The 18,355-nt window shown below is 52.0% G+C and carries 16 protein-coding genes; 7 read left to right on the forward strand and 9 right to left on the reverse strand.

Translation table 11 applies throughout. From position 1 onward, the window contains the following. Positions 1-311: 311 nt before the first annotated feature. The 9 genes from WMW72_RS13590 to dnaA form a co-directional block, all read right to left on the reverse strand. Positions 312-1,379 (reverse strand): cyclic di-GMP phosphodiesterase, encoded by a 1,068-nt coding sequence (locus WMW72_RS13590; protein WP_341416030.1) that lies wholly within the window; start codon positions 1,377-1,379, stop codon positions 312-314. A 161-nt stretch (positions 1,380-1,540) separates the two neighbouring features. Further along, a complete protein-coding gene (gyrA, locus tag WMW72_RS13595) occupies positions 1,541-4,045 on the reverse strand; it encodes a DNA gyrase subunit A (protein ID WP_341416031.1) in 2,505 nt (834 codons plus the stop codon). Positions 4,046-4,062: 17 nt separating this feature from the next. Further along, on the reverse strand, positions 4,063-4,938 hold the full coding sequence (locus WMW72_RS13600) for a polysaccharide deacetylase family protein (protein WP_341416032.1): 876 nt from the start codon (positions 4,936-4,938) through the stop codon (positions 4,063-4,065). Positions 4,939-4,976: 38 nt separating this feature from the next. Beyond that, the gene (gene gyrB, locus WMW72_RS13605) at positions 4,977-6,890 is read right to left on the reverse strand and encodes a DNA topoisomerase (ATP-hydrolyzing) subunit B (RefSeq protein ID WP_341416033.1); all 1,914 of its coding nucleotides are present in this window, start codon (positions 6,888-6,890) and stop codon (positions 4,977-4,979) included. Between the two features lie 72 nt (positions 6,891-6,962). Continuing rightward, positions 6,963-7,211: an extracellular matrix regulator RemB gene (gene remB, locus WMW72_RS13610; RefSeq protein WP_341416034.1), complete on the reverse strand. Its 249-nt coding sequence runs from the start codon at positions 7,209-7,211 to the stop codon at positions 6,963-6,965. 32 nt (positions 7,212-7,243) lie between these two features. Further along, positions 7,244-8,350 (reverse strand): DNA replication/repair protein RecF, encoded by a 1,107-nt coding sequence (gene recF / locus WMW72_RS13615; RefSeq protein ID WP_341416035.1) that lies wholly within the window; start codon positions 8,348-8,350, stop codon positions 7,244-7,246. A 17-nt stretch (positions 8,351-8,367) separates the two neighbouring features. Further along, complete coding sequence (yaaA, locus tag WMW72_RS13620; RefSeq protein ID WP_341416036.1) at positions 8,368-8,583, reverse strand: S4 domain-containing protein YaaA; 216 nt, start codon at positions 8,581-8,583, stop codon at positions 8,368-8,370. Between the two features lie 35 nt (positions 8,584-8,618). Then, positions 8,619-9,761: a DNA polymerase III subunit beta gene (gene dnaN, locus WMW72_RS13625; protein ID WP_341416037.1), complete on the reverse strand. Its 1,143-nt coding sequence runs from the start codon at positions 9,759-9,761 to the stop codon at positions 8,619-8,621. A 217-nt stretch (positions 9,762-9,978) separates the two neighbouring features. Continuing rightward, complete coding sequence (dnaA, locus tag WMW72_RS13630; RefSeq protein ID WP_341416039.1) at positions 9,979-11,343, reverse strand: chromosomal replication initiator protein DnaA; 1,365 nt, start codon at positions 11,341-11,343, stop codon at positions 9,979-9,981. A 520-nt stretch (positions 11,344-11,863) separates the two neighbouring features. Here dnaA and rpmH point away from each other — a divergent pair. From rpmH to rsmG, 7 genes are all read left to right on the forward strand, one after another. Then, positions 11,864-11,998 carry a 50S ribosomal protein L34 gene (gene rpmH, locus WMW72_RS13635; protein WP_010502230.1) on the forward strand — a complete coding sequence of 45 codons (135 nt, stop codon included), beginning with the start codon at positions 11,864-11,866 and terminating at the stop codon, positions 11,996-11,998. 115 nt (positions 11,999-12,113) lie between these two features. Next, positions 12,114-12,479, forward strand: coding sequence for a ribonuclease P protein component (gene rnpA, locus WMW72_RS13640; RefSeq protein WP_341416040.1), 366 nt, complete (start codon positions 12,114-12,116; stop codon positions 12,477-12,479). Between the two features lie 67 nt (positions 12,480-12,546). Beyond that, on the forward strand, positions 12,547-13,320 hold the full coding sequence (yidC, locus tag WMW72_RS13645) for a membrane protein insertase YidC (RefSeq protein ID WP_341416041.1): 774 nt from the start codon (positions 12,547-12,549) through the stop codon (positions 13,318-13,320). A 14-nt stretch (positions 13,321-13,334) separates the two neighbouring features. Next, a complete protein-coding gene (gene jag, locus WMW72_RS13650) occupies positions 13,335-13,952 on the forward strand; it encodes an RNA-binding cell elongation regulator Jag/EloR (RefSeq protein ID WP_341416042.1) in 618 nt (205 codons plus the stop codon). A 94-nt stretch (positions 13,953-14,046) separates the two neighbouring features. Further along, positions 14,047-15,423: a tRNA uridine-5-carboxymethylaminomethyl(34) synthesis GTPase MnmE gene (gene mnmE, locus WMW72_RS13655; protein ID WP_341416276.1), complete on the forward strand. Its 1,377-nt coding sequence runs from the start codon at positions 14,047-14,049 to the stop codon at positions 15,421-15,423. Between the two features lie 57 nt (positions 15,424-15,480). Next, on the forward strand, positions 15,481-17,370 hold the full coding sequence (mnmG, locus tag WMW72_RS13660; RefSeq protein ID WP_341416043.1) for a tRNA uridine-5-carboxymethylaminomethyl(34) synthesis enzyme MnmG: 1,890 nt from the start codon (positions 15,481-15,483) through the stop codon (positions 17,368-17,370). Continuing rightward, positions 17,370-18,098, forward strand: a complete 729-nt coding sequence (rsmG, locus tag WMW72_RS13665) for a 16S rRNA (guanine(527)-N(7))-methyltransferase RsmG (protein WP_341416044.1) — start codon at positions 17,370-17,372, stop codon at positions 18,096-18,098. Before mnmG ends, rsmG begins: the two co-directional genes overlap by 1 nt. Positions 18,099-18,355: the final 257 nt, after the last annotated feature.

The raw sequence follows: 18,355 nt of genomic DNA on the forward strand, positions 1-18,355 counted from the left end.
GGTAGTCTTTTCGATCCGAAGGTCGAAATGACTACAAGGTTTGTTCGACTTGCTCAAAAGTAATGCTAGCGAGAATTTTCATTCTCTATTTAACACTCACTCGTTGTTCAGTTTTCAAAGGGCAATTCCTACCACTCTCTCAAGCGGCGACTTTCTTAATATAACACATTCAGTTACTTGATTGCAAGTGTTTTTTTATTTAAGTTGTTGACCCGGAAGGTCTCATTTAGTAAAAAAATCCTCGCCGCCGAAGCAACGAAGATTAATATATCATAAACGTAAAAGAATAGTCAAGCCTATTGTATCTTTTTTTATTTCTGAATGACTTCCTGAATATATAGGCTCCGCTCTGTCGTTAAGTTAACGATATTCCCATCCACGTTAACCCAAGGCCTGGTCGGATGCGCCCTATCGGAGAAGACGATCTCGCCGATGGTATGATTGCTCAGCTTGACCAGCATCCCGTTATGGAACGAGGTTACTTTGTGAATAAAGGTTTGCACCATAGCAGGATCCAATTTACCGAAGGCTTCATTCTGAATCTGCTCCAGAACCAGATAGGGAGAGACCCCTTTTTTATGAAACCGGTCCGTTTTCATAGCATGGAACACATCGGCGATGGCCACAATCTTGGCATATACGTGAAGCTTATCGCCACGGATGCCGAGCGGATAGCCGGAGCCGTCCTCCCGCTCGTGATGCTGCAGCGCACAGAGCTTGACTCCATCGTTGATGGCCGGCACGGTTTTCAGCAGATTGTAGCCGATGACCGTATGCTGCTTCATCTCTTCCAGCTCCTGAACCGTTAGCTTGGTCGGCTTGTGTAGGATAGAAGAATCGACCTTGGCCGTCCCGATATCATGGAACAGTCCGCCCATAGCGACGGGCATCAGATCTTTTACCGGCATGCCGGACCACTTGGCTAAATAATAAGAGGTCAGTGCAACCATGATGCTATTATGATAAACATAATCAGGTAGTTGGAAGTTTTTCGGACTGAACGTAAGGATGTTGTAGTGATCGATATGCCGAATCAAGCCTTCTAACGCTGTCCGCACCTCCAGAATAGGCAGGTTCTGCCCGCCGGAGCTGGCGCTGCTGAATACACGGCGAAGCAGCTGAAGCATCTTCTCATACGATTCTTGGAAAGGCTGGGACGTAGAGGGCGAGTCCTCGGCGCCCGCTTCCTCCGAGACCTGCTCGATATCGGCATGTCTGGCATCAATCTGCACGGAAGGGATCATAAACGCACGGAGAATCTCAAGCTCCCGCTCCGTCACCAATTTCCCCTTGGCAAACAATACGTTATTAAATTTGGTCATGACATTCTCGCTGATTCGCTCACCAGGTTTTAATTGAGAGACGGGAACAGTCGCCATCGGGGATTCCTCATTTCAACTAGAGATAGCCAGAAGCGTCGCTGCATCTGACCGTCATTTCAGACTTAAGACCCAAACCTGCACTCATTATAAACGAAAAAGAATGGGGATGTAACCCCATTCTTTTAGTCTTCATCAATTCCATACAAAAGGGAAGAAGTCTATTCTTCCGAGCTTTCATCGGGTGCGATTTCCTGTGTTTCCTCTGTGCCCGGTTCGACATTCTCGTCGTCCTCTGGCTCCTCGTCGCTCTTATCCACGCGCGCCAAGGTCGAAACTTCGTCTTCATCACGGATATTGATGACACGAACACCCTGGGTGTTACGTCCCATGAGTGAAATACCAGCCATGCTGGTCCGTATAACGGTTCCCAGCGCCGTAATAATCATCAGGTCCTCATCTTCGCGTACAACCTTCAAGCCAACGACAGGACCATTCTTAGGCGTGACATTCAGCGTCTTAATCCCCTTACCGCCACGCGACTGAATCCGGTAATCCCCAACCGGCGTACGCTTGCCATAGCCCTTGGAGGTCACGATCAGCACACTGTCGCTTTCCTGAGCGACGTCCATATCGATAACAGCATCGCCTTCGTCAAGCTGGATGCCCTTCACGCCCGTCGCCGAGCGGCCCATCGCACGTACGTCCTCTTCAGGGAAGTGGATGGACATGCCTTCCTTCGTTCCCATGATGATGGACTGGTTGCCGTCGGTCAAACGAACTCCGATCAGATCGTCGTCTTCGCGCAAATTAATCGCGATCAAGCCGACCTTGCGGATGTTGCCGTAATCATCGAGAGGCGTTTTCTTCACGATCCCGTTCTTGGTGGCAAAGAATAAATATTTGTCCGGATCGAAGCTTTCTACCGGGATGACCGCATTGATGGTTTCTCCCTGCTCGATTTGGATCAGGTTAATAATAGGCGTTCCCCGGGCAGTACGGCTGAGATCAGGAATCTCATACGCCTTGAGACGGTACACCTTGCCCTTATCCGTGAAGAACATCAGGTAGTGGTGAGAATTGGTCACGAACAAGTGTTCGACGAAGTCGTTATCCTTGGTGTCCATCCCGATCACGCCCTTGCCTCCGCGGCGCTGGCTGCGGTAGGTCGTTACCGGCAGACGCTTGATATAGCCTGTATGTGTGATGGTGATGACGACATCGGTCTGAGGAATCAAATCCTCATCCTCGATATCTCCGCCCATCGTAATTTCCGAACGGCGGTCATCGCCGAATTTTTCTTTGATTTCGTTCAGCTCGTTGCTGATGATCTCGAGTACAAGCTGCTCATCGGCGAGAATGGCTTTGAGCTCGGCGATACGCTTCATCAGTTCCGCGTATTCCTCCTCAATCTTCTCCCGCTCCAAGCCGGTAAGCCGCTGCAGACGCATGTCCAGAATAGCCTGTGCTTGATCATGGCTCAGACCGAACCGGGCGATCAAGCCTTCACGGGCCTGCTCCGTTGTGCGTGAGCTGCGGATCAGCGCGATGACTTCATCCAGATGATCGAGCGCAATACGCAGACCTTCGAGAATATGAGCGCGAGCTTCCGCTTTGCGCAGATCGAATTCCGTTCTGCGGCGGATAACCACCTTCTGATGCTCCAGATAGTGATAGAGCATATCACGGAGGTTCAGCACCTTAGGCTCGCCATTAACCAGGGCCAGCATAATGATACCGAAGTTGGACTGCATCGCCGTATGCTTGAACAGATTGTTCAGCACGACATTCGGATTGACATCGCGCCGGAGCTCGATCACGATGCGCATACCGTTGCGGTCAGACTCGTCACGGAGATCGGTGATACCCTCGATTTTCTTCTCACGTACCAGCTCCGCGATCTTCTCGATCAGACGCGCCTTATTGACTTGGTAAGGCAGCTCATGCACGATAATTCTGGCCTTGTTGCCGTTCTCTTCAATATCCGCCTTGGCGCGCATGGTGACGGAACCGCGCCCAGTTGCATAAGCCTGACGGATTCCCTCACGGCCCATGATATAGCCGCCCGTAGGGAAATCCGGCCCCTTGATCGACTGCATCAGATCCAGGGAAGTGAGATCTGGATTTTCGATCAGCTGCTGCACGCCGTTAATGACCTCAGACAAGTTATGCGGAGGGATGTTGGTAGCCATCCCGACCGCGATCCCGGAGGAACCGTTGACGAGCAGGTTGGGGAAACGCGATGGCAGAACGACCGGCTCTTGCTCTTCGCCATCATAGTTCGGTGCGAAGTCGATCGTTTCCTTGTTGATATCACGCAGCAGCTCCATGGCGATTTTGGACAGACGGGCTTCCGTATAACGCATGGCTGCTGCCATATCGCCGTCAATCGACCCGAAGTTCCCGTGACCGTCCACGAGCATGTAACGGAGCGAGAAATCCTGCGCCATCCGGACCATCGTCTCGTAAACAGCGCTGTCGCCGTGAGGGTGATACTTACCGATAACTTCGCCGACGATTCTCGCCGATTTCTTGTATGGCTTATCCGGGGACATGCCAAGCTCCGACATCGCGTACAAAATACGGCGATGCACGGGCTTCAATCCATCACGAACATCGGGCAGCGCACGGCTGACGATAATACTCATCGCGTAGTCCATAAAGGACGTGCGCATCTCAGAGCCGATATCGATTTCTTTAATCTGCGAACGAGGATCTTCCGACATGTGTACCTCCTACAAGTTTACGGAGCAAGCCGCTTCGTATGAGTGGATATAGTGCTGGATGACGAACGCTGCAGCTTATGCATGATCGTATTATTCAATGAATTCATTCGAACGTAAGGACTGCCTGCATTAATACGGGGAAGCTGCATAGGATCGGAATTGCGATCGACGATGCCAGGCTGTGTGGTGAAGGCATATTGCATGCCGGCCTGCTTCAGCAATCCCACGCTGCGGGAATCATAAGCGCCGTAGGGGTAAGCATATGTGTCTACGGGGCCGGTCTTGAGCATAGATAGCTTCCCGATGCTTGTCCGGGTATCTGCGAGAATGCGCTGGTCATAGGCATCGTCCGTCTCCAGACTGTCGCCGTTCTTCAATCTGGCCGTCAGCAGAGGGTCGCCCCCGGCCGACTTGGCATGAAGGCTATCCGAATGGCACTGAACGTCGATATCCGAATCCTCGGCCATCATCGTCCGAATCTCCTCCGGAGTCAGCGAAGGCAGCAGCGATTCCCCAGGGTGGTCCAGATCATGGGTGATCACAAAATTGACAGCGGGCACATGCAGCCTCTGGAGCACCGGGAAGGCCTTGGTGTAGAAGCTCTCGTAGCCATCGTCGAAGGTGACGAGAACGGCATTGGACGGAACTGCTTGCCCCTGCATGTAAGAACGGAATTGCTCCAGCGTAATAAAGTGATAGCCGCGCAGCCCCAGGTCCACGAGCTGTCCCTGAAAACGATCGGTCGAAATGGTGACGTCCCCGGTCGTGTCATCATCAATATGATGATACGCCAGTACAGCCACCCGATCCGTATAATAAACAGAGGAACCGCCCGAGTGAACAAACCCGGGCGACAGAAACATAACGGAAAGAATGGCTATGAGCCAAAGCAACCCATATCTTTTAAGCATATTCCTCCACATAGGGAACGCTAGATGTCTAGATTTTTGACGTACTTGGCATGCTGCTGAATAAAGTCGCGACGTGGCTCGACGTTATCGCCCATCAGCGTATCGAACATAATGTCCGCTTCGATCGCATCCTGGATGCTAACCTGCAGCATGGAACGGCTCTCGGGGTCCATCGTCGTTTCCCATAGCTGGCCGGGATTCATCTCTCCGAGACCTTTGTAGCGTTGAATATTGACTTTAGCGCCTTCTCCGAACTCGGCCATCACCAGATCGCGCTGCTTTTCGTTATAAGCGTAACGGATCGTTTTGTTCCGCTCCAGCTTGAAAAGCGGCGGCTGGGCGATGTACACGTATCCGGCCTCGATGATCTTGCGCATATACCGGTAGAAGAAGGTCAGCAGCAGCGTACGAATGTGCGCGCCGTCGACGTCGGCATCCGTCATGATGATGATCTTATGGTAGCGCGCTTTGGCAATATCGAAATCATCGCCGATTCCCGTGCCAAGCGCCGTAATGATGGCGCGAATTTCGGCATTGGACAAAATTTTGTCCAGCCTGGACTTCTCAACGTTCAGGATCTTACCGCGCAGCGGCAGGATCGCCTGGAAGTGACGGTCACGTCCCTGTTTGGCCGAACCGCCCGCCGAATCTCCTTCGACAATGTACACTTCGCTGATCGAAGCGTCCTTGGAGGAACAGTCGGCCAGCTTGCCGGGCAGCGAGCTGACTTCCAGCGCGCTCTTGCGGCGGGTAAGCTCACGGGCTTTGCGCGCAGCCTCACGGGCACGCTGGGCTTGAACGCCCTTCTCGACGATTTTCTTGGCGATAGCCGGGTTCTCTTCGAGGAACTCCTGCAGCTTCTCTGCAAACAGGGATTCTACGATCCCGCGGACTTCACTGTTGCCGAGCTTCGTCTTGGTCTGTCCCTCGAACTGCGGCTCAGGGATTTTGACCGAGATAATGGCAGTAAGTCCCTCGCGGACATCATCGCCGGAGAGGTTCGCGTCATTGTCCTTGATCGTGTTGTACTTGCGCGCATACTCGTTCAAGATCCGAGTCAGCGCACTCTTGAAGCCGGACTCATGCGTACCGCCTTCATGGGTATTGATATTGTTCGCGAACGAATATATGTTCTCCGAGTAGCTGTCATTGTACTGCAGGGCGACTTCTACCTGGATATTGTCCTTGTTGCCTTCGACATAAATCGGCGGCTGGTGGAGCGCTTCGCGGGTACGGTTCAGGTACTCGACGAAAGAAATAATACCGCCCTCGTAGATAAATGTCTGACTTTCACTCGTACGTTCATCCGACAGCACAATCTCAATGCCGCGGTTCAGGAACGCCAGCTCACGAATCCGCGCTTGCAGCGTATCGTAGTCGTATTCGGTTGTTTCACTGAAAATCTTCTCGTCCGGCCAGAACGTAATGGTCGTTCCGGTATCCGGCGTCTCGTTGATGACCTTAATGTCGTATTGTGGAGCACCGTACTGGTATTCCTGCTGGTAGGTCTGTCCATCCCGCTTGACCGTAGCGATCAGTTTCTTCGAGAGAGCATTGACGACGGACACGCCGACACCATGCAGCCCCCCCGATACCTTGTAGCCTTCGCCGCCGAACTTACCGCCGGCATGCAGCACGGTCAACACGACTTCAAGCGTCGATTTCTTCAGCTTCGTATTCTCGCCCACCGGAATCCCGCGCCCGTTGTCGACAACGGTGATGCTGTTATCCGTATGAACGGTCACTTCAATTCTTGTGCAATACCCGGCCAGAGCCTCGTCAATACTATTATCGACAACTTCCCAGACTAGGTGGTGAAGCCCCCGAGCGCTGGTGGAGCCGATATACATTCCTGGTCTTTTGCGTACCGCTTCAAGACCTTCAAGCACCTGTATCTGACTTTCATCATAGGTTGTACCCGGATTTACAGACATGCAGACACCCACTTTTCCATGATAAAAACTGCGATTAAGAAGTTCTAAGAAGTTCTTGTCGCTCGAAACACGTTACGTCGTAAGCAGCTGCTGAGCGCGCTTCTTCAAGGTCATGGACGAGATCGGAGAGTAGTACACTTTCGTTTGGGTAACGACAAGCGACTTGCTTTCTTCCTCGCCGATGACTTCCACACGCTTCTCCTTGCTCGCATAGGTTACGAATTGCTTGGATATTTTCGAAGATTTCTCAATGGACAGGTCAAAAATGGCGATTAGCTCCGACGCGCGGATTATTTTCTCTCCGCCCAAATGGATAAACATAGAGGAAGCCCACTCCTTATCGGCAAATCGATCTATATGAAGCTCCCGTCCCGCACATGAATTACGGAAGCACTTTCCAATTTTGACAGATCTATACTTTCAATTCCGGTCGTAGTAATGAACGTCTGTACCTTGCGCTGGAAGGTTTCGATCAGCTGCGTCTGGCGAAACTGGTCCAGCTCGGACAATACGTCATCGAGAAGCAGGAGGGGATATTCGCCGACTTCCTCGCCGATCAGCTCGATCTCAGCCAGTTTCAAAGACAACGCGGTCGTGCGTTGCTGTCCTTGGGAACCAAACGTTTGCGCTTCCCTGTCATTGATATAAAAGCGCAAATCGTCGCGGTGCGGGCCGACTAGTGTAACGCCTCGTCGCAATTCCTGTTCTTTTGCCTGTGATAACTTTATCATAAATTGGTCAAATAAAACAGCTTCTTCTTGGTCCACGAAGGAAGCCAAAGCGCTGTCGTACTCGATTCGGAGCGTTTCTTGGCCGTTCGTTATGCCGGCATGGATCTTCTCAGCCCAGTTTTGCAGCTTTTTTATAAAGCTTTGACGTTTTTTCATAATTTTAGTACCAAATTGCGCCAATTGTTCATTCCACACCTCCAGCATGGAGGAATTGCCCGCAGATCCGAACATTTGCTTGAGGTAATTATTGCGTTGTACGAGAATTTTGTTGTACTGCGACAGGTCATACAAATAAGCCGGGTGCACCTGGCCAATCTCCATATCGAGAAACCGGCGTCGGACACCCGGCGAGCCCTTCACAATCTCCAGATCCTCAGGAGCGAACATCACGACGTTGAGCGAGCCGATGAAATTGCTCAGCTTGCGCTGCTCGAGCCCGTTCACCTTGGCGCGCTTCCCTTGGGCCGAGATCGAGAGATCCAGCTGCAGCGAGCCGTATCTTTTCTCGATCTCTCCGTGGATCAGCGCTGTTTTCTCCTGCCACCGGATCAATTCCTTGTCCTGGTTCGTGCGGTGGGACTTGGTCAGAGCGAGCACATAGATCGACTCCAGCAGGTTCGTCTTCCCCTGGGCATTGGGCCCGACGATGATGTTGACCATCTGGTCGGTCTCAAATTCGATATGCTCGTAGTTCCGGTAGTTGTGGACGGACAGCTTTTTCAATAGCACCTTGGTCTTCCTCCCAACTACTCCTGAACGACCTGAAATTCCCCGCAGCCGTCAACGGCCACACGATCTCCCACCACCAGCTTCCGCCCGCGGCGGTTTTCCGCCTCTCCATTTACAGAAATTCGAGTTTCCTGCAGAAAACTTTTGGCTTGTCCACCTGTGGATATACAGTCGGACAGCTTAAGAAACTGTCCAAGGGTAATATAGTCCGTACGAATCGATATAGGTTTCATGGGTATTCTCCTCCCTGGCCTGGACCTGAATGTCTTTACGTGGTTGTCCGGTAAGGCAGGATGAGCTGAAGCAGGCTCGCATTGCCATCCGGCCGGATGATGATTGGCTGCATAGCTCCCGTAAATCCGATGCTGATCTGTTCGTTATCCATCACCTTAAGTGCATCAAGCATGTACTTGGAGTTGAACGAAATCCGCAGCAAATCCCCGGATAAGCTGACCGTATTCAGCTCCTCGGTAACTTTGCCAAGCTCTGAGGAGCTCGACGAGATCTCGATCGACTGATCCTCACGCATCACGAGCTTAACGATGTTGCTCTTGTCTTCCCGCGAGAGCAGGTAGGCCCGGTCGATCGCATCGACAAGCTGACCTGTTGACACGACGAGCTGCGTCTGGAATGCCTGTGGAATCAGCTTGGACGTATCCGGATACGTTCCCTCCAGAATGCGGGTATAGAACAAAATCGAGCTCATCTTGAAGAGCACCTGGTTGTCGGCGAAGACGACATCGATCAGCGTATTCTGGTCCGGCAAAATTTTGGACAGCTCGTTCAGCGTTTTGCCGGCAATCGCCACATTGGACAGCGTTAGTCCCTCTTCCGTGTCGATCGGCGTTTCTCTCGTAGCCAAACGGTGACGGTCACAGGCGATGAATTTGAGCTTGCCGTCGGCAATAGTCCATAAAATACCGGTCAAAATCGGAGTCGCTTCGTTGGTCGAGACGGCGAACGACGTTTGCTTGATCATTGTTTTGAGGACATCGCTCGGAATCTGGATCCGCTTGCTCTCCTCAATACCTGGCATGATCGGATATTCTTCCGGATCGAGGCCCATCAGCTGGATCTCGGAAGAGCCGGAACGGATGATAGTTTGGAAATGCTCTTTGACCTCGATCTCGATATGCTGGGCCGGCAGCTTGCGGATAATTTCTACGAAAAATTTGGAAGGAAGAACGACGCTGCCGGATTGCTTCAGATCGATGACCTGGAGCTCACCCTTTTCCATCGGAATAAAGCTTTGGATCGAAATGTCCGTATCGCTGGCAGTCAGGGTCATCCCTGAGGTGTCCGCATCTATTTTGATACCGGTCAGAATAGGAATGGTCGTTTTACTAGAAATAGCTTTGTACACGTGCTGGATAGATTCGTTCAGGAAATCTTTAAGGACCGTTAATTTCATAATGTCACTCCTACAGGTTCTAAAGTGGGCCAGATGGTCATATGCATCTTATATTACATGTTTTTTTTATTTAGTTGAAGTAGTAGGGGCGTCTAATATGTGGATATGTGCATGAACAGCGCAAAACCAAAGCCTATCCACATGTGAATAGTTTGTGCATAGGCTTTGGTTTATTCAGATTGTGAATCGACGGATGGAGGGTCTCCGAGAGCGGGGACTACATCGTCACGTTCTTCACTTTTTCCGTTATATTTTGAATGATCTTATATAATTCCTGGTCGGCTTTGATCGCTTCGGATATTTTCTCATGGGCATGGATGACCGTCGTATGGTCGCGGCCTCCGAACGCCTCGCCGATCTTGGGCAGCGAGAAATCCGTCATCTCCCTGGCCATATACATCGCAATTTGCCTCGGGAAGGCGACCATTTTAGTCCGCTTCCGCGCTTTGAACTCCTCCATCTTGAGTCCGTAGAACTCTCCAACCTTCTGTTGAATATCCTGAATCGTTATGACCCGCGGGCGGCTGCTAGGGATGATATCCTTGAGCGCTTCGGCAGCCAGATGCGACGTAATGTCCTTGTTGATCAGGGAAGAATAGGCAACAACCCGGATAAGAGCGCCCTCGAGCTCCCGGATGTTGGTGTCGATCTGATTGGCTATGTACACCATAGCTTCGTTAGGAATGTCCAAATTCTCGGCCTTAGCCTTCTTCCGGAGAATCGCGATCCTCGTCTCGAGATCGGGCGGCTGGATGTCCGTGATCAAGCCCCATTCAAAGCGTGAGCGGAGCCGTTCTTCCAGGGTTGGGATTTCCTTGGGCGGGCGGTCACTGGAGATAATGATCTGCTTACGTTCTTCGTGAAGCGCATTGAACGTATGAAAAAATTCTTCCTGGGTACCTTCTTTTCCCGCGAGAAACTGAATATCATCAATCAACAGCACGTCGATTGTCCTGTATTTGTTGCGGAAATCCTCGCCCCGGTTGTCACGGACGGCGTTGATGAATTCATTGGTAAATTTCTCGGAGGAAATATACATGACGCGTGCACTAGGATTGTGCTCCAGCACATAATGTCCGATCGCATGCATCAGGTGAGTCTTTCCAAGTCCCACGCCTCCGTACAGAAACAGCGGATTGTACGCCTTGGCCGGCGCTTCCGCGACCGCGAGGGAAGCGGCGTGGGCAAATCTGTTCCCCGATCCGATGACAAAGGTATCGAATGTGTACTTCGCGTTCATCATATGAGCGAAGGTTTCCTCGGCCGCTGACCTGGATTTCGCTGGAGGAAGGACAGGCGTGGGCGGCGCACCGAACGAATGCGTTTCGTCGTCGGATTCGATGATGAACTTCAGCTCGACCTGCTTGCCGGTATAGTCGTAGACCGCTTCCTTGATGTGTTTCGTATACCGATTCTCAAGCCAGTCGCGCGCGAAATTGTTAGGGGTACAGATGACGACGGTCGATTCGTTGAATGCGACAGCCCTTGTGGAGATCAGCCACGTTTCGTAGCTGGGTTTGCTCACCCTTTTTTGCAGAATGGAAAGGACTTGCTGCCATTGTTCGTTAGGATGGCTTTCCACAAATTATTCACTCCTTCAACTGGATACCGGTGCAGCGCCGATGGGCGCCACTGTAGAAAAAAAATGAAAGGTGTCGCAATTCATCCACAATGTGCAGATTAACGACAAACCTTTTATACAGAACCTTGTAAATTGTTCACAATCCTATCCACAGGCTGTGCATAACTTTCTTGGCCAATGGGAGTATCCACAACGGAAAACATATTCATGATATCAAAAAAGACCTTGCTCCGCAATGGATGGCTCTGATTTATCCACATACCCAAGACCTTGTGTATAAAAGTTATCAACAGCACAAGATATTGTTTATATGCTGTTTACATTTCGACAAATTCGGTGAAAAACCGATTTTTTTTATGCACAGGGGGGTAAGGGAGTTTTTGGGCAGAGGGCTGTGTATAACTTTTTTGAGGGGAGCTTAGGGAGGCAGGTTGACTTTTACTCTGTAAATATGGTTTAATGTTGTAAGGTATTTTCGGGATTGGAATGAATCCTGTCCTAGAGGAGGTGCACGATCGAAATGAGACCGACATTTAAGCCGAATGTAAGAAAACGCAAGAAGGTTCACGGCTTCCGGAAAAGAATGAGCACGAAGAATGGCCGCAAGGTTCTTGCTGCTCGTCGCCTTAAAGGAAGAAAAGTACTGAGCGCCTAAGACGAAAGACCACTGCCCGGTGGTCTTTTTTGTTTTTTTGAAGGATATAGATCCAGGCAGACATGCGCCGGCACGGAAATGATGAAGACCGATGACGTATGGGAGAGATTCTAAGGTGGAGAAAAAGAACCGTCTGACCAAACGGGAGTATTTCGACAAGGTGTACAGGCATGGCAAGTCGTCGGCCAACCACCAATTCGTACTTTATTATAAGGCGCAGCCGCGGCAAGCGTCGTTCCGCTTCGGCGTGTCGGTGAGCAAGAAGCTCGGGAATGCGGTGGTCCGCAATCGAATCCGCCGAGTATTGAAGGAAATCATCCGTCTGAATGCAGACCGGCTGCCGGGCGGATATGACCTGATTCTGATCGCGCGCAAGCCGGTCCCCCAGATGTCGTATCACGAGATCGAGAAGAGCGTATTTCACGTGCTGAAGCGGGCTTCTCTGCTGCGTCCACGGGTGGAAGCGAAGCCTGTGGATTAAGTTTCTTTGTGAGCGTGAATGTGATATAGTTTATTATTGGAAAAGATGAAGCTGGGAGGATGTTCTTTTGACGCGCCGACTATTGAAATATTTGCCGCTTACGGCATTGCTGCTGCTGGCAGGGTGTAGCAATCCGGCTACGGCTAAATTGGATCGGGAGAACAGTATCTGGGACAAGTATTTTGTAGGTCCGCTATCAGACACGCTCGATTGGTTCGCCAATCTGATGGGAGGATCGTACGGGCTCTCGATTCTTGTCGTCACGATCATTATCCGTCTGATTATTTTGCCGCTGACGCTGAAGCAATACAAGAGCTCCAAACGGATGCAGGAAGTACAACCTGAAATCAAGAAGCTTCAGGCTAAATATAAGGACGACCCGAAGAAAGTTCAAGAAGAGACGATGAAGCTGTTCCAGAAGGAGGGCGTCAACCCGCTCGCCGGCTGTTTCCCGATTCTGGTCCAGATGCCGATCCTGATCGCGCTGTACAACTCGATCATGCGGAATCCCGATATTGGCACGCACTCGTTCCTCTGGCTCGAGCTCGGACAGAAGGATCCCTACTATATTCTGCCGCTGCTCGCTGCGCTGACAACTTTCCTGCAGCAGAAGATGATGTCCTCACAGATGAATCCTCAGATGCAAAGCCTGATGTTCATCTTCCCGGTACTGATCTTCGTCATGGCGATGAATTTCGCCGCGGCACTTCCGCTGTACTGGGTATACAGCAACTTGTTCACCGTTGTGCAAACTTATTTTATATACGGAAAACCGGCGGCAGCTGCAGGCGCGGATGCTATCGAAGCCAAGTCTAAGAAATCCGGCGGATCTAAAAAATAAGGGTGGCCGATGAGATGAAAAAAATCGTGGTAACGGGCAAAACAATCGAGGATGCTGTTCAAAGCGGATTGTTGCAGCTCGGCACAACCAAAGACCGGGTTCACGTGAACGTCTTGGAGCAGCCCTCCAAAGGGTTGTTCGGCCTCATCGGCGTGAAGAACGCCAAGGTTGAGCTGGAGCTGCTGCCCGATGCCATGGAAGAAGCCGTCCGGTTCCTGCAGGACATTCTGCAGACAATGGAGCTGGATGTGCGGATCGAACAAAAGCAAGACAAGGAAGGCTTGGAGCTGCATATGCATGGAGCCGAGCTAGGGATGCTGATCGGACGGCGCGGACAGACGCTGGACGCGCTGCAGTATTTGGTAGGGATCGTGGCCAACCGATACTCGGACCGGCATCTCCGGGTCGTGCTCGATGCCGAGCAGTTCAGAGAACGCCGGAGGAAGACGCTGGAGGAGCTGGCCGACAGGCTGGCCGAGCGTGCAATCCGGACGAAGAAGGAAGTTGTGCTGGAGCCGATGTCTCCCCAGGAGCGCAAGGTGATCCACTACCAGCTGCAGCAACATCCTAAGGTAAGAACCTTCAGCCGCGGCGATGAACCGAATCGCCGTGTCGTTATCGTATTACGTTGATCTATGTTGCAATGACGTCATGTTTCGAATGACTTCATTGCTTTTTCTTTAGGCGGGGAGCGTTTCGACTTACAAGAATGAGGTGCGAATGAACATGATGCAGGACACCATCGCGGCGATTGCGACGCCTTCCGGAGAGGGCGGCATCGCGGTCATACGCGTGAGCGGGGATGAGGCCGTTGCGGTCAGCGACCGTCTATTCAGCGGGAAAGCGAAGCTGGCGGACGTGCCGACCCATACGGTGAATTACGGGTTTATCCGGACTCCCCACACGGGAGAACGGGTGGAGGAAGTGCTGGTCACCGTGATGCGGGGACCGCGCTCCTTCACCAAGGAAGATGTTGTGGAGATCAGCTGCCATGGTGGGTTTGTCTCGGTGCGCAAGGTACTGGATCTGGTGCTGGAAAGCGGTGCGAGACTGGCGGAGCCGGGCGAGTTTACGAAGCGGGCGTTTCTGAACGGCCGCATTGACTTGTCGCAGGCGGAAGCGGTGATCGATCTGATCCGGGCCAAGTCGGACCGTGCCTTCCGGATTGCGATGAAGCAATCGGAGGGAAGTCTGTCCAAGCGGATCGGAGAGCTGCGGCACCGGCTCGTGGAGCTGATGGCCCATATCGAGGTTAATATCGACTACCCTGAGCATGACGTGGAAGAGCTGACCAATGCTTTTATTAAAGAGAAGTGCAGCCTGGCGCTGGAAGATATCGAGCGTTTACTGGTGACTGCCGAGCAGGGTAAAATCTTGCGTGAGGGATTGGTGACCGCGATCATCGGCAGGCCGAATGTCGGCAAGTCGTCTCTGCTGAACACGCTCGCCCAGGAGGACCGCGCGATCGTCACGGATATCGCGGGAACCACGCGGGATGTCGTGGAAGAGTACGTACATGTCAACGGCATTCCGCTCAAGCTGCTGGATACCGCGGGCATCCGGGAGACGAGCGATGTGGTCGAGCGGATCGGCGTGGAAAAATCCCGTCAGGCGTTGTCGGATGCGGATCTGATCCTGCTGGTCTTCAACGGAGCGGAGCAGCTGCTGCCGGAGGAACGGGAGATGATCGCCGAGCTGGCGGGCCGTCAGGTGATCGCGATCGTCAATAAGGTCGATCTGCCTCAGCAGCTAGAGGAGGCCGACCTGTCCGAAGCGTTCGGATCGGATCGCGTTGTCCGCATGTCGCTGCTGGAGCAGCAGGGGATTGTGGATCTGGAGAAGGCGATTGCCCGAATTTTCTTCAGTGGACAGGTGGAGTCGAGCGACTTGACCTATGTCAGCAATGCCCGGCATATTCATCTGCTGAAGTCAGCTCGGTCGGCTTTGCAGGAAGCTTTCGACGCGGCGGAATCGTATGTGCCGATTGATATGATTCAGATCGATATCCGTACCGGCTGGGAACATCTCGGTGAAATTATCGGGGACTCGGTTAGCGAATCATTAATCGATCAGATATTCTCTCAATTCTGCTTGGGTAAATAGAAACTAGCACGTATAGATGAAAGTTAAACTCTCAATAGATGTTAGGAGGTTGGCAGCATGAATTACAATGCAGGTGAATTTGATGTTATTGTAATCGGAGCGGGGCACGCCGGCTGTGAAGCGGCTCTCGCGGCAGCTCGTATGGGCAGCGAAACGCTTTTGTTGACGATTAATCTCGATATGGTCGCATTTATGCCTTGTAATCCGTCCATCGGCGGACCGGCTAAAGGGCATGTCGTGAGGGAAATCGATGCGCTCGGCGGTGAGATGGGACGCAATATCGATAAGACCTATATTCAGATGCGGATGCTGAATACAGGCAAGGGACCTGCGGTTCACGCGCTGCGTGCGCAGGCCGATAAGTTTCTGTACCAGCACACGATGAAGGAAACGATCGAGAAGACGGATGGCTTGACCTTGCGTCAAGGTATGGTCGAGACGCTGATCGTGGAAGATGGTGTCTGTAAAGGGGTCGTGACGAAGACAGGAGCGACTTATTACGGCAAGGCTATCGTCCTGACGACAGGCACGTATTTGCGCGGCAAGATCATTATGGGCGAATTGATGTATGAGTCCGGTCCGAACAACCAGCAGCCGGCGGTGAAGCTGTCCGAGGATTTGCGCAAGCACGGGCTGGAGCTGGTCCGCTTCAAGACGGGGACGCCTCCGCGCGTACATCAGGACACGATCGATTTCTCCCAGACTTCGATTCAGCCTGGAGACGACAAGCCCAAATTTTTCTCGTACGAGACGACGGAAGAGATTCCCAATCAGCTTCCTTGCTGGTTGACTTATACGTCTGAGCAGACGCATCAGATCATTAACGATAACCTGCATCGAGCTCCAATGTTCTCAGGAGCGATCGAGGGGACGGGACCGCGTTACTGTCCGTCCATCGAGGATAAAATCGTCCGTTTCAGCGATAAGCCTAAGCATCAGATTTTCCTCGAGCCGGAAGGCCGTCATACGAAGGAATATTATGTGCAGGGTCTGTCCACCAGCATGCCAGAGGACGTGCAGCTGCAAATTCTGCGCTCGATTCCCGGGCTGGAGAAGGTCGAGATGATGCGGACCGGTTACGCGATCGAGTATGATGCGGTCGTGCCGACGCAATTGTTCCCGTCCCTGGAGACGAAAGCCATCTCCGGCTTGTTCACGGCCGGCCAGATTAATGGAACATCTGGCTATGAAGAAGCGGCTGGACAGGGGGTCATGGCAGGCATTAATGCAGCCCGCAAGGTGCAAGGAAAGGAGCCGGTCATCCTGGATCGCTCCGAGGCTTACATCGGCGTGCTGATCGACGATCTGGTCACGAAGGGTACGAGTGAGCCTTACCGTCTGCTGACCTCCCGTGCAGAATACCGCTTGCTGCTCCGTCACGATAATGCCGATATGCGTCTGACGAAAACCGGCTATGACATCGGGCTGATTACGGAAGAGCGTTATGCGCGTCATATGGAGAAGGTAGAGCGCGTAGAAGCGGAGATCGAACGGTTAAAGACGACGAGGGTGAAGCCGGAGGACGTACAGGCGCTGCTGAGCTCGCTGGGAAGCACCGAGTTGACCAATTCGTCCGACCTGCTATCGCTGCTTCGCCGTCCGGAGGTTGGTTACGAGCATCTGCATGAAGTATCGCCTTCGCCGGTTGAGCTGACCGAGGATATGAAGGAGCAGGTCGAAATCCAGGTCAAGTACAGCGGTTATATCGAAAAGCAGCTGCTGCAGGTAGAGCGTCTGCGCAAGATGGAGAAGAAACGTATTCCGGACGATATCATCTACGAGGATATTCATGGGATTGCGATGGAAGCGAAACAGAAGCTTGCTAAGATTCGTCCTGTGTCCATCGGCCAGGCTTCCCGCATATCGGGTGTCACGCCTGCCGATATCTCGATTCTGCTCGTTCATCTCGAGCATTACAACCGAGTCGTAGCCGCAAGGGCGCAATAATGGATCATGTTCAGAAGCTGTTTGTAGAGCTATTGCAAGCGAAGGGGATCGTATTGTCCGAGCAGCAGCTTGGACAATACGAGACTTACTATCGTGTGTTGGTCGATTGGAACGAAAGAATGAACTTGACGGGAATTACGGATCGGGAGCAAGTGTATGTCAAGCATTTCTACGATTCACTTTCTTTATCATTTTTTCATTCTGTTTCCACAATTGGAAAACTTGCTGATATTGGTTCGGGAGCGGGGTTCCCTAGTATTCCGTTGAAGATTGCGTTCCCGCATCTACATATTACGATTGTTGATTCTCTCAATAAGAGGATTCAATTTTTGCAGCATGTGGTTCAAGAGCTTGGTCTGGAGCACGTACAATGCGTCCATGGACGCGCAGAAGATGTAGCACGACTCTCCGAACACCGCGACCGGTATGATCTGGTAACGGCGAGAGCGGTAGCCCGGCTGACTGTGCTCAATGAGTTCTGTTTGCCTTTCGTAAAGCCGGATGGTTATTTCATTGCGATGAAGGGTCAGGATGTTCAGGCAGAGCTAGAAGAAGCGAGCTTCAGCCTGAAGGAACTGCAAGGACGTTGGGTAGAGACACATCAATTCCAGCTTCCGGTCGAAGAGTCTACCCGTCATATGATCCGAATCCGCAAAACAGCAGCAACTCCCCGCAAGTATCCGAGAAAAGCGGGAACACCTCTAAAAACTCCATTGCTTCCATCTTAAGCCTACCAGAGAGCTTGTTGTTTCACGTGGAACAACAAGCTAACATCCCAGAATAAGCAGCAGGTGCAAAGACGTCGCAAGACGTTTTTCTTTTTGGAGAATCGTACAATAAAGTTCTGTACTTCCCAAAGCAGGAAAACGGAGAGGTGTTGGAGAATTAATATAGGCAACGGTTCAATAAGGAGAGGCGCACGTTCGTGCGTATCGGACAGCTTTAATGGGCAATTGTGGAAAGCACTTTTACAGGATATGACGTT

Source organism: Paenibacillus filicis, from assembly GCF_038070315.1.
Taxonomy (GTDB): domain Bacteria; phylum Bacillota; class Bacilli; order Paenibacillales; family NBRC-103111; genus Paenibacillus_G; species Paenibacillus_G filicis.

Bases quoted from the DNA above. Each gene is read 5' to 3' on its own strand.
- WMW72_RS13590 (WP_341416030.1), bottom strand. From the start codon at position 1,379: ATGGCGACTGTTCCCGTCTCTCAATTAAAACCTGGTGAGCGAATCAGC.
- gyrA (WP_341416031.1), bottom strand. From the start codon at position 4,045: ATGTCGGAAGATCCTCGTTCGCAGATTAAAGAAATCGATATCGGCTCT.
- gyrB (WP_341416033.1), bottom strand. From the start codon at position 6,890: ATGTCTGTAAATCCGGGTACAACCTATGATGAAAGTCAGATACAGGTG.
- remB (WP_341416034.1), bottom strand. From the start codon at position 7,211: ATGTTTATCCATTTGGGCGGAGAGAAAATAATCCGCGCGTCGGAGCTA.
- yaaA (WP_341416036.1), bottom strand. From the start codon at position 8,583: ATGAAACCTATATCGATTCGTACGGACTATATTACCCTTGGACAGTTT.
- dnaN (WP_341416037.1), bottom strand. From the start codon at position 9,761: ATGAAATTAACGGTCCTTAAAGATTTCCTGAACGAATCTATCCAGCAC.
- rpmH (WP_010502230.1), top strand. From the start codon at position 11,864: ATGAGACCGACATTTAAGCCGAATGTAAGAAAACGCAAGAAGGTTCAC.
- jag (WP_341416042.1), top strand. From the start codon at position 13,335: ATGAAAAAAATCGTGGTAACGGGCAAAACAATCGAGGATGCTGTTCAA.
- mnmE (WP_341416276.1), top strand. From the start codon at position 14,047: ATGATGCAGGACACCATCGCGGCGATTGCGACGCCTTCCGGAGAGGGC.
- mnmG (WP_341416043.1), top strand. From the start codon at position 15,481: ATGAATTACAATGCAGGTGAATTTGATGTTATTGTAATCGGAGCGGGG.
- rsmG (WP_341416044.1), top strand. From the start codon at position 17,370: ATGGATCATGTTCAGAAGCTGTTTGTAGAGCTATTGCAAGCGAAGGGG.